Here is an 11,210-nt window from a genome sequence, read left to right on the forward strand (position 1 = left end):
CCGAACTTTACGCTCAATATACAGGTGGAAATTCTAGTATGGCAGTTGTATATATAAGAGTGAGATAGAGAGACTTCCTGAAATTCCCAAAAAACCCTTTCACAACAACGTTTACACAGACTTTTACGTGTAGAGATTTATCTACACATGTGTCGATATTTTTCGACACCCCTTTTTCATATTAATCCCTTCAATATGCGCATAGAAGGTGTAGATTTTTTTCGACACCCTCTAAAAGAAGTGTTGAAACTCTATATAAATCAACAATAATGGGTGACGTATTTTCTCGACACCTGGCTAATTCATTTAAGTTTTTTGAATTCCAAATAGCTTTTTCTGCTGTACAACCTTCCGAACTCTTCTCCATTTTTTATCCATAATTTCCAGGAAAGCAATACCTTTTTTCTTTCCAATTTGTCAAATTCGATAACTAACTTTGATAATGTAGCATTTATTCTATTCCGATCTCCGGCATAAATAATTTCGGGATTCATAAATAATGGTCTTCGCGTAACGCTTCTTTTATGTTCCTTAATCTCTTGTGAATCTACCAGTTCGAATAACACCCCTTTTACTAAAAGACTTTGGATTGTTGCACTGATTCCTGTTCGATCACGATTTAAATACTTTGCAATTTCTGAGACTGTCATAAATTGTCCGGTTTCTCTATCGGTAATGCCATTTGAATGTAGTTGGACCAACGGCATCAAAGAAAAAAGAAAACCTAACTCTGCATTTGTCAGGAATTCTTTCCTGATAAGCACATCGAGGTTTTCTTGAATTGTTTGAACAAATAATGCCTTGTTTTTATTTTTCAACTTGTAAAGAGCGTAACCTTGCTCATTCGCTTTCTGTTCTTCTATTGCTACAGCAGCCACATCAACTAAACTTTCACCATCACGAAGTCTAGCATGCTTCTCTGCTGCTTCTAATGCGTACTGCATGTCCATTTCTATATCACCCCCTCTCACCGCTTGCATTGCCCGTACTGAATCGGCTGTTATATTCTGTATACGAGGTGATACGATTTGATAAGCCGCTGTTTCTTTCTGTCAGTTTATTATTTCTTATAGCAATCTCCATCGCTTTTTCTGTACCAATCAAAACGAGTCTTTCTTTTGCCCTAGTCATGCCTGTATACATTAAATTCCGAGCCAACATAACGTAGTGGCTTGTCGTAGCAGGGATTATGACAATAGGTGCTTCACCGCCTTGTGATTTGTGAATCGTGATTGCGTAACCTAATTCTAATTCTTTGGTTTCGCTTTTTTCGTATGATACTTTTATTCCCATGAAATCACATGTCATTTTCTCAACGGTCTCACTATTTTCAATTACTTCTTTTGAAATTTTAGTAATCACACCAATATCGCCATTAAAAACGCCTTTAGATTGATTATTTTTAATCTGAATAACTTTATCGCCGAGTCTGAATAGGTTTTTTCCTATCTTCCATTCATTTTTGGTCGAGTCAGCAGGGTTTAAAGCGTCTCTCAACTGATCATTCAATGCAATTGTTCCAGCAGGTCCTTTTTTCATGGGACTTAAAATCAAAATATCCGATATGGAATAACCTAATTCTTGAAAACGTAAAGCACTTCTTACAATATAGCCTGCGATTCGTTTTGGATCTTCTTGATGAATAAAATAAAAATCACCTTTATCGCTATCGATAAGAAGTGATTTACCTTGATTAACCCTATGGGCATTACTTATGATTTGGCTTTCTTGTGCTTGTCTAAATACTTCTGTAAGAGCCACTGTTGGTAATCCCGACTGAATCATGTCGCTTAGAACGTTTCCCGGATTAACCGATGGCAATTGATCCGTGTCGCCTACAAAGAGAATTTTCGTATCATTTTCAAGTGCGTCCATCAGTAAACTTGCTAACTGAACATCCACCATCGACATTTCATCAACGACTAATAAATCGCAAGAAAGTTTATCTTGCCAATTGTAGGTAGGTATTTCACCTTGCTGATACCCTATGAGCCTATGGATTGTAGAAGCGTCATGTCCAGCTACTTCTGACAACTGTCTACTCGCCTTTCCTGTAGGGGCAGCTAAGCATATAATCAATTCTGGATACAACTCTTTATACACGTCAATCATGGCACGTATAACGGTTGTCTTACCTGTTCCAGGACCACCAGTGAGTATTAACATCTGTTCTTCAAATAACCGCCTAATCGCATCACGTTGCTTCTCAGCTAGGATGATTCCCTGCTTCTTTTGATAGTTGGTTATCTGTTTTTCTAACGAAGGCAATGCTACGCCATCCCGCGAACCCTTCATTTCTGAAAGTTTCCGAGCTAACCTGTCTTCATATGTGAATAAAAACTTTGGGTAAACGCAATTGTCTTCAATAACGATATGTTTCTCTTCTAAACGGTAAATACTTTGTGCTAATTCATCCATCGAAACTTTGTTCTCTTCAATCGTATTATGGTTTAATGCACGTGCAGCTTCCGCAAGCAGACTTTCTTCCAACACATAACAATGGCCTGAACTGAAGCATGTTTCTTTTAGAACATAGTTCACACAAGCATCAATGCGGTATCCTGATAAGGGTGATATACCAATCTTTTGAGCAATTTCATCAGCCTTTAAGAACCCTATCAAGTTTAATTCTGTTAGCTTATATGGATTTTCTGTAACTACTGCTACCGTATTAGACTCGTATTCTTTATACAGCCGCATCGCCATACGAACGGATATTCCGAACACAAGTAGTTCCGAAATGATTTTCTGTACCTCAAACGTAGACCTAACGCTTTCTACAATGTTACTAGCGCGTTTCTTCCCGATTCCTTTAATCCCTAGTAAACTCGCCTCGCCTTGTTGGCTGATTATCATCAAAGCGTCTTCACCCAACTTTTCAGCAATGACCACTGACTGTTTTGGCCCACATCCCTTTATTAGGGGCGATGCTAGGAATGCAATCACTTGATCTTTTGTTTGTGGAATCGGCCTTTCCCAAAACTCTACCACAAACTGCTTCCCAAACTGCGTGTGATTTTCCCATGTCCCACGAACCTTTACTTCTTCACCTTTATTTACCCCATAAATGCTTCCTTTGATTGTGAGTTCTTCATTATCCGTTTGCAATTTGGCAATCAGAAAATCCTCATTTCTATAAAGAACCTTTACAACTATTCCAATGAATTCATTCATTCCAAACTCACCATCTTATCGTCTCTATACAATATGGATCTAAAGCGTTTAAGAAATGCAAAAGAACTTTGGGCTGGGATAAGGTTTTGTTTTTCAATATCATTATAAAGAGCCAAGAATAAATCCATAGGCATCACTACTGTTTGACGTTTACGACGAATAAACGCTTTACATCGTTCTACGTTTCTCATAATTGGGTTAGAGGAATCAATGTCATTTTTCATTTCATTTACAGAATCAACAACTTTAGTTGCAATAATATCAATTTTTTCGAGTAAAACTTTTTCTTCAACAGTACCAACTACTTGATTCGCTTCATGCAGGATTTCGTTTCTTGCTTCAACAAACTCTTCACTTGATAGAATTTCTTCAAATTGCATTTCCACTTCTGGTGTAATATCTACCTGTTGGAAGAAAGCATCGATTTCTTCTTGTGGAACATTGTACTTACTTGGTATTCCTGTTACGTTAGGCACAGATTTTACTAAGTGCCATAAACTATCTGGGAAGTAATAAAAATCTACATTTAACTCTACTAAAATATATCCACTAATTACGCTGCTAATTTTCTTCGTATTCTTTCGAACTTCCCTCAAGTCTTTAGAAAGTTCACGGATGCTGTCTTTGTACGTTTCCAGCAAGGCAAGAGAATTGGCATCTTTGTATTCTTTCAGTTTGTCGCAAGCGATGCGAAGATTGTTTAAACCTGCTTGGATTCTTTTTACATACAAGTGTTCAGAAATATCACTTGTGTTTAACTCGGAAAGATCTACAGCAGTATTGTCATCACGAATAATTTCTGTGAATGTTTCCATTGCATAGATCGCTTTAACCATTGAATCTCCTGCCCTATTCAAAACAGTATTCAACATCTCTTTCACTTCAATTTCCGCTCCGCTACGAACCTGAACTACAAAGTAAGTCATGTCTCTTCATCCTTTCTTAATTTCTGCGTTTGTAATGTGAATTGCATGTCAACTACTTAATGATTTTTTCTTATCCCGGTTACTTGAAAAATCTATGAAAGTTTTTATCAAGAAAAGCTGACATCTTTGATGCTTGAAAAGACCAAGTCTGACCTTTCCCTTTTGGATAATAAACATAGCCCCCATTCTCGCTATCAAGCTCTTTTCGGAATTGCTGCCGAAAGAGAATATTTTCTTTCAACCATTCGTGTTTTTTGCCTGTACGATGTTCTAGTTCTTTCATGTTCCAATACACACCACTTAGTTCTAGTTTTCTTAGTTCTTCTAGTTCCACCTTTCTAATCAATACAGAATCTTGTGGAATTGGAATTGTAAGATTGACTGAAAGTTGTTGTACCATTTGTTAATCCTCCTTGTTTTGAATTACATGCATAAATCACTATTTGAAGCCTAGTACGGATTGATAACTTTTATAGAACGTGTTCTAACTTTTATCCATTTAACTTCACTATTCAACGGGAAACAATTTGTTGCCTTCTTCTTCAAAAAAAAGAGTCCAATCTATATCCAAAACTACTGCAATTTTTTTGGCCACTTTCGGACTAGGGTTTCGCTCCCCTTTTTCAATCATTCCATAATATTGCCGTTCAACACCAACGTTGTTGGCTATACTTTGTTGAGTAATTCTTTTCTTTTCACGTTCTCTTTTTAGCCATGATCTAATTCTGATTCACCTCACCACCCATTAGCAACATTTTGTTGCATTACCTACTCTGTATTATACGCAACGATTTGTTTCTGTCAAGTGTTAATTGCAACACTTTGTTTCTGTTAGTACAAAGCAACAGCTTGTTGCTGTATAATATATTTAATATTACTTTCTGAGGAGATACACTATGAGTTTTCAAGAAAGATTAAAAAAACTAAGATTAGAAAAAAAGCTCACACAAGATGATATGGCCAAACACTTAGGTATTACCAGACAGGCTTATGGTTATTACGAAAGTGCAACCAACCAGAGAGAAACGGACCACGAAGCAACTAAAAAGTTAGCTAACTTTTTTAATGTTTCAATTGATTACCTACTTGAAAATACTGACAACCCTTCACCTATTGATAAAGAGGACGAGGAGTTTAAAAAAGCTATTTCAGATCCCGACTTAAAACGTTGGTACTCAGAATTACCTAACTCTGATGAGGAAGACTTACAAAAGTTGAGAAAAATGTGGGATATTATTAAAAATGAGGACAAATGAAACACCTTTTAAAATATGAGTTACTAACCCTATCTTTTTATTCAAGATAGGGTATTATTATAACCAACGTACGAACATACATTCCTAAAAATTGTAAAGGTGTCGAATTAAATTTGAAAACATCATATCTATCTTCATTAGAAGAAAAGGTTTTTTCGATTTATGATTCTCTGAAAATCTCAGAGCCATCACAGATTTATCATGTCAATCTTATCGAAGATCTTTCTACCATGTTAAAAATAAAAATTTATTACTTTGATGAACCAAGTGAAGCAAATAATTTAGGTGGAGATTATCGGATCTTTTTAAATGAAAACCAATCTAAACAGGCAATTTGGCAAGACTTTGCTCATGAACTGGCTCACATCTTGCGCCATGAAGGATATCAGTGGTCAATGAACAAGCCTTTCCGGGAGTATCAGGAATGGCAGGCAGAGCAATTTGCATTCCACTTCTGTATTCCAACGTTTATGTTGAATCATTTAGAGTTACCAAGACTTAAATGCGAAGCTGTTGGATTTATTGCAACTTTATTCAATGTTGAACCTACATTTGCAGATGCTAGATTGGAAAAGTGGTTACTAAATCAAGAAGTTTTTTATTTGGATAGATTATAAAGTAAATTAATTGAAGGGATAGAGTAATAATGGCGTCATTTCAAAAACGGGGAAAAACTTGGCAGTATATAGTTAGTAATAAAGGAAACCAAATTAGAAAAGGTGGTTTCCGAACAAAAAAAGAAGCACAAGTGGCTGCTGGAGAAGTCGAAGCAAGTTTACTTAGGGGCATTATAGCTAATTTAAAAGAAGAACCTTTTGCTTGGTACTTCAAAGAGTGGATTGATTTATATAAGAAGAATATAAAAGGTCAAACTAAATATCATTATGGTCGGTCCTTAGAAATAGTAGAAGCATACTTTAAAGATACCCCTTTACAAAAAATCACACGGCAAGATTATCAAGGGTTCATTAATGACTACGGCAGCACACGCAGTAAAGAAACTGTAGAGAAACTAAATTATCATTGCAGGGCTTGTATACGTGATGCTGTAGAAGATATGATTATTCCCTTTGACTTTACAAGGAAAGTTACATTAACGTGGAAAGTTCAAGCAAAGCGATCAGAAGAAAAACACCTTAGCTATTACGAAAGCAAGGCGCTTTTTAAAGAAGTTGTCAATCGGTTGGATAAGGGTTTGGGATATTATGTTTTGTTACTTGCGCTATCAACAGGTATGCGTTTTGGTGAAATGGTGGGACTGACAAGGAAGGATTTCAATTTCGAGGACAGTACAATTAACATTGAAAAGACTTGGGGCTATGCAAAGAACTCGCCTGAAGGATTTGGACCAACAAAAAACGATGAGTCTATACGTGTTATTAAAGTTAACAAATTTACTATGGATACTTTTGAACAGCTATTTATCACGACTCCCACAAATAACTTTGATCTTGTCTTCTATAGCCAAGCCTCAAAATATAAAGTGATCAGCAATGCCAATGTAAATAAATTATTAAACAAAGTACTAGATGAATTAAAGATTAAAAAATTAAATTTGCACGGCTTACGTCATACGCATGCAAGTGTACTTCTATATGGTGGCGAATCCAATCAAAAGGTTTCTATGAACTATGTAAGCGAACGACTTGGACATAAGGATGTAGAGACAACTTGGAAGACCTATTCGCACATCTTAGATGAGATGAGAGAAAAAGATGAAGAAGAAACAATTTCAATCTTTGAGAACATGTTTGTGTAATCCTTGTGCATTATTTGTGCATAAACTTTTCAAAACCTATCGTTTTCTATCGTATTCACCAAAAAGAAAAAGCATCTACAAACGCTGTGTTATCAACGTTTATAGATGCTTTAGGTCTTACTCAACTTAACTGGAAAAGACCAGGAAATACCCGAGGCCGGACTTGAACCGGCACGCCTTACGGCATCGCATTTTGAGTGCGACGTGTCTGCCATTCCACCACTCGGGCATAACACTATTTAGTTCACGAACAACGATACATAAGAAAATTGGAGGCGGCAACCGGAATCGAACCGGTGGTAAGGGTGTTGCAGACCCATGCCTTACCGCTTGGCTATGCCGCCGTAGAAGATGGAGCGGAAGACGGGATTCGAACCCGCGACCCCGACCTTGGCAAGGTCGTATTCTACCACTGAACTACTTCCGCGAAACTGGGGTAGCTGGATTCGAACCAACGAGTGACGGAGTCAAAGTCCGTTGCCTTACCGCTTGGCTATACCCCAAAAAGATAAATGGGGCGACTGAAGGGAATCGAACCCTCGAGTGTCGGAACCACAATCCGATGTGTTAACCACTTCACCACAATCGCCATGATATCTAGTTTGTTTTAATTGAATATAAAATGGGGCGACTGAAGGGAATCGAACCCTCGAATGTCGGAACCACAATCCGATGTGTTAACCACTTCACCACAATCGCCATGATATATAAGTTTGTTTTAATTGGATAGATAAATGGGGCGACTGAAGGGAATCGAACCCTCGAGTGTCGGAACCACAATCCGATGTGTTAACCACTTCACCACAATCGCCATAATATTAGATTATACTAAAAAAAATGGCAGGGGCAGTAGGAATCGAACCCACATCAAAGGTTTTGGAGACCTCTATTCTACCGTTAAACTATGCCCCTAAAACTGGTGGTGGGGGGCGGATTCGAACCGCCGAACCCGTAGGGAGCGGATTTACAGTCCGCCGCGTTTAGCCACTTCGCTACCCCACCATATAGGTGTAAATGGTGCCGGAGAAAGGACTTGAACCCTCAACCTACTGATTACAAGTCAGTTGCTCTACCAGTTGAGCTACTCCGGCACAAATATTAAAATGGTGGCTCAGGACGGAATCGAACCGCCGACACAAGGATTTTCAGTCCTTTGCTCTACCGACTGAGCTACTGAGCCACATATTTGGTTTACATTAAGATATTAGCTTATTCTAAACCTTATAAGAAAAATAAAAATGGCGGTCCCGACCGGGATCGAACCGGCGATCTCCTGCGTGACAGGCAGGCATGTTAACCGCTACACCACGGGACCATTTGGTTGCGGGGGCAGGATTTGAACCTGCGACCTTCGGGTTATGAGCCCGACGAGATACCACTTCTCCACCCCGCGACAACAATATAATGTATTCATTTGATAAAGAGCTAATCATTTACATGTCAGCTATATGATCTGCTGTATCATGATAAAATTTGGTTGCGGGGGCAGGATTTGAACCTGCGACCTTCGGGTTATGAGCCCGACGAGATACCACTTCTCCACCCCGCGACAATAGTATTTATATAATTAAATAATGGTGGAGGATGACGGGCTCGAACCGCCGACCCCCTGCTTGTAAGGCAGGTGCTCTCCCAGCTGAGCTAATCCTCCTGGGTAAAATTGCGATAAGCGTCGCATCTCTTTGTCAGCTTCATTCGCTCAGTCAGTCACGTACTAATGTACGCTCCTTCCTTCTCTCAATTTCAACGAGAGTGTGCTATGCTCGAATTACTGAATTAAAGTCTACGTGCTTAATGATGAATTTCTAAAAAGTTATGGTGACCCCTACGGGATTCGAACCCGTGATACCGCCGTGAAAGGGCGGTGTCTTAACCGCTTGACCAAGGGGCCTTAATTTATCATTTATATGAATCTGGCGGAGAGCAAGGGATTTGAACCCTTGAAACAGCGTTAGCCGCTTACATGATTTCCAATCATGCTCCTTCGGCCACTCGGACAGCTCTCCTAAATGGCTCCGCAGGTAGGACTCGAACCTACGACCGATCGGTTAACAGCCGATTGCTCTACCACTGAGCTACTGCGGAATAATATTAAGAACATACATTAAGTATCTTCTTTTGGACTAACAGACCAGCGACGTCCTACTCTCACAGGGGGAAACCCCCAACTACCATCGGCGCTGAAGAGCTTAACTTCCGTGTTCGGTATGGGAACGGGTGTGACCTCTTCGCAATCGTCACTGAACTATTTTCCACAAGACAAGATTAATTATATCATGTCTTGTTGTTACTTGCAAGCGTTTTTACAAAATAATTAATTTTGTTCGCTCAAAACTGAATAAAACAGACATTGTGCTACACGAATCAGGGTAATCAAGCCCTTTTCAAAATTGGTTAAGTCCTCGATCGATTAGTATCCGTCAGCTCCACACGTCGCCGTGCTTCCACCCCAGACCTATCAACCTCATCTTCTTTGAGGGATCTTACTTACTTGCGTAATGGGAAATCTCATCTCGAGGGGGGCTTCATGCTTAGATGCTTTCAGCATTTATCCCGTCCATACATAGCTACCCAGCGATGCCTTTGGCAAGACAACTGGTACACCAGAGGTATGTCCATCCCGGTCCTCTCGTACTAAGGACAGCTCCTCTCAAATTTCCTGCGCCCGCGACGGATAGGGACCGAACTGTCTCACGACGTTCTGAACCCAGCTCGCGTACCGCTTTAATGGGCGAACAGCCCAACCCTTGGGACCGACTACAGCCCCAGGATGCGATGAGCCGACATCGAGGTGCCAAACCTCCCCGTCGATGTGGACTCTTGGGGGAGATAAGCCTGTTATCCCCGGGGTAGCTTTTATCCGTTGAGCGATGGCCCTTCCATGCGGAACCACCGGATCACTAAGCCCGTCTTTCGACCCTGCTCGACTTGTAGGTCTCGCAGTCAAGCTCCCTTATGCCTTTGCACTCTACGAATGATGTCCAACCATTCTGAGGGAACCTTTGGGCGCCTCCGTTACTCTTTAGGAGGCGACCGCCCCAGTCAAACTGCCCGCCTGACACTGTCTCCTGCCCCGATAAGGGGCATGGGTTAGAAGTCCAATACAGCCAGGGTAGTATCCCACCAACGCCTCATCCGAAGCTAGCGCTCCGGAATCCAAGGCTCCTACCTATCCTGTACAGGCTGCACCGGAATTCAATATCAGGTTACAGTAAAGCTCCACGGGGTCTTTCCGTCCTGTCGCGGGTAACCTGCATCTTCACAGGTATTATAATTTCACCGAGTCTCTCGTTGAGACAGTGCCCAGATCGTTACGCCTTTCGTGCGGGTCGGAACTTACCCGACAAGGAATTTCGCTACCTTAGGACCGTTATAGTTACGGCCGCCGTTTACTGGGGCTTCAATTCGAAGCTTCGCTTGCGCTGACCTCTCCTCTTAACCTTCCAGCACCGGGCAGGCGTCAGCCCCTATACTTCACCTTGCGGTTTTGCAGAGACCTGTGTTTTTGCTAAACAGTCGCCTGGGCCTATTCACTGCGGCTCTCTCGGGCTTTAACACCCTACCAGAGCACCCCTTCTCCCGAAGTTACGGGGTCATTTTGCCGAGTTCCTTAACGAGAGTTCTCTCGATCACCTTAGGATTCTCTCCTCGCCTACCTGTGTCGGTTTGCGGTACAGGCACCTCCCGCCTCGCTAGAGGCTTTTCTTGGCAGCGTGAAATCAGGGACTCAGGGATAAATCCCCTTGCTGTAACAGCTCAATGTTATAGGAACGGGATTTGCCTCATTCCACACCTCACTGCTTAGACGCGCATAACCAACAGCGCGCTCACCCTATCCTACTGCGTCACCCCATTGCTCAAACGGCGGGGAGGTGGTACAGGAATATCAACCTGTTGTCCATCGTCTACGCCTTTCGGCCTCAACTTAGGTCCTGACTAACCCTGAGCGGACGAGCCTTCCTCAGGAAACCTTGGGCATTCGGTGGAAGGGATTCTCACCCTTCTTTCGCTACTCATACCGGCATTCTCACTTCCAAGCGCTCCACCAGTCCTTACGGTCTAGCTTCGACGCCCTTGGAACGCTCTCCTACCACT

General features: G+C 41.1%; 8 protein-coding genes, 18 tRNA genes and 2 rRNA genes (1 of these 28 only partly in view). 3 read left to right on the plus strand and 25 right to left on the minus strand.

What is annotated here, in order from left to right; all coding sequences use genetic code 11:
* Positions 1-302: 302 nt before the first annotated feature.
* From MKZ26_RS11025 to MKZ26_RS11045, 5 genes are all read right to left on the minus strand, one after another.
* Positions 303-950, minus strand: a complete 648-nt coding sequence (locus MKZ26_RS11025; protein ID WP_340766230.1) for a MarR family transcriptional regulator — start codon at positions 948-950, stop codon at positions 303-305.
* 7 nt (positions 951-957) lie between these two features.
* Complete coding sequence (gene recD2, locus MKZ26_RS11030) at positions 958-3,174, minus strand: SF1B family DNA helicase RecD2 (protein ID WP_340766231.1); 2,217 nt, start codon at positions 3,172-3,174, stop codon at positions 958-960.
* The gene (locus MKZ26_RS11035) at positions 3,171-4,100 is read right to left on the minus strand and encodes a transcription termination/antitermination NusG family protein (RefSeq protein WP_340766232.1); all 930 of its coding nucleotides are present in this window, start codon (positions 4,098-4,100) and stop codon (positions 3,171-3,173) included. The genes recD2 and MKZ26_RS11035 overlap by 4 nt, the downstream gene beginning before the upstream one ends.
* Before the next feature lie 79 nt (positions 4,101-4,179).
* Positions 4,180-4,500 (minus strand): DUF771 domain-containing protein, encoded by a 321-nt coding sequence (locus MKZ26_RS11040; protein ID WP_009499463.1) that lies wholly within the window; start codon positions 4,498-4,500, stop codon positions 4,180-4,182.
* A 108-nt stretch (positions 4,501-4,608) separates the two neighbouring features.
* Positions 4,609-4,830 (minus strand): helix-turn-helix transcriptional regulator, encoded by a 222-nt coding sequence (locus tag MKZ26_RS11045; RefSeq protein WP_340767643.1) that lies wholly within the window; start codon positions 4,828-4,830, stop codon positions 4,609-4,611.
* A 166-nt stretch (positions 4,831-4,996) separates the two neighbouring features.
* Here MKZ26_RS11045 and MKZ26_RS11050 point away from each other — a divergent pair, with 166 nt between their 5' ends.
* From MKZ26_RS11050 to MKZ26_RS11060, 3 genes are all read left to right on the plus strand, one after another.
* Entirely contained in the window at positions 4,997-5,356 is a 360-nt protein-coding gene (locus tag MKZ26_RS11050; protein WP_340766233.1) for a helix-turn-helix domain-containing protein, read from the plus strand.
* Positions 5,357-5,469: 113 nt separating this feature from the next.
* A complete protein-coding gene (locus tag MKZ26_RS11055; protein ID WP_340766234.1) occupies positions 5,470-5,973 on the plus strand; it encodes an ImmA/IrrE family metallo-endopeptidase in 504 nt (167 codons plus the stop codon).
* Positions 5,974-6,002: 29 nt separating this feature from the next.
* A complete protein-coding gene (locus MKZ26_RS11060; protein WP_340766235.1) occupies positions 6,003-7,115 on the plus strand; it encodes a tyrosine-type recombinase/integrase in 1,113 nt (370 codons plus the stop codon).
* Between the two features lie 148 nt (positions 7,116-7,263).
* On the opposite strand, the gene MKZ26_RS11065 is transcribed toward MKZ26_RS11060, so the two are convergent.
* The 20 genes from MKZ26_RS11065 to MKZ26_RS11160 form a co-directional block, all read right to left on the minus strand.
* A tRNA-Leu gene (locus tag MKZ26_RS11065) sits at positions 7,264-7,344 on the minus strand.
* Between the two features lie 41 nt (positions 7,345-7,385).
* Positions 7,386-7,459 (minus strand) — tRNA-Cys (locus tag MKZ26_RS11070).
* Between the two features lie 8 nt (positions 7,460-7,467).
* Positions 7,468-7,542 (minus strand) — tRNA-Gly (locus MKZ26_RS11075).
* Positions 7,543-7,546: 4 nt separating this feature from the next.
* A tRNA-Gln gene (locus tag MKZ26_RS11080) sits at positions 7,547-7,618 on the minus strand.
* A 10-nt stretch (positions 7,619-7,628) separates the two neighbouring features.
* A tRNA-His gene (locus tag MKZ26_RS11085) sits at positions 7,629-7,704 on the minus strand.
* A gap of 34 nt (positions 7,705-7,738) precedes the next feature.
* Positions 7,739-7,814, minus strand: a tRNA-His gene (locus tag MKZ26_RS11090).
* Between the two features lie 36 nt (positions 7,815-7,850).
* Positions 7,851-7,926: transfer RNA gene (locus MKZ26_RS11095), tRNA-His, on the minus strand.
* A 27-nt stretch (positions 7,927-7,953) separates the two neighbouring features.
* Positions 7,954-8,027, minus strand: a tRNA-Trp gene (locus tag MKZ26_RS11100).
* Positions 8,028-8,032: 5 nt separating this feature from the next.
* Positions 8,033-8,117: transfer RNA gene (locus MKZ26_RS11105), tRNA-Tyr, on the minus strand.
* 13 nt (positions 8,118-8,130) lie between these two features.
* Positions 8,131-8,206 (minus strand) — tRNA-Thr (locus MKZ26_RS11110).
* 13 nt (positions 8,207-8,219) lie between these two features.
* Positions 8,220-8,295, minus strand: a tRNA-Phe gene (locus MKZ26_RS11115).
* Positions 8,296-8,354: 59 nt separating this feature from the next.
* Positions 8,355-8,430: transfer RNA gene (locus tag MKZ26_RS11120), tRNA-Asp, on the minus strand.
* 3 nt (positions 8,431-8,433) lie between these two features.
* A tRNA-Met gene (locus MKZ26_RS11125) sits at positions 8,434-8,508 on the minus strand.
* A gap of 81 nt (positions 8,509-8,589) precedes the next feature.
* A tRNA-Met gene (locus MKZ26_RS11130) sits at positions 8,590-8,664 on the minus strand.
* A gap of 26 nt (positions 8,665-8,690) precedes the next feature.
* Positions 8,691-8,766, minus strand: a tRNA-Val gene (locus tag MKZ26_RS11135).
* 165 nt (positions 8,767-8,931) lie between these two features.
* A tRNA-Glu gene (locus tag MKZ26_RS11140) sits at positions 8,932-9,006 on the minus strand.
* 23 nt (positions 9,007-9,029) lie between these two features.
* A tRNA-Ser gene (locus MKZ26_RS11145) sits at positions 9,030-9,121 on the minus strand.
* A 4-nt stretch (positions 9,122-9,125) separates the two neighbouring features.
* Positions 9,126-9,200 (minus strand) — tRNA-Asn (locus tag MKZ26_RS11150).
* Positions 9,201-9,244: 44 nt separating this feature from the next.
* Positions 9,245-9,360, minus strand: a 5S ribosomal RNA gene (gene rrf / locus MKZ26_RS11155).
* A gap of 145 nt (positions 9,361-9,505) precedes the next feature.
* A 23S ribosomal RNA gene (locus MKZ26_RS11160) occupies positions 9,506-11,210 on the minus strand (it continues 1,227 nt past the right edge of the window).

Source organism: Sporosarcina sp. FSL K6-6792 (genome assembly GCF_038004885.1).
Lineage (GTDB): Bacteria > Bacillota > Bacilli > Bacillales_A > Planococcaceae > Sporosarcina > Sporosarcina psychrophila.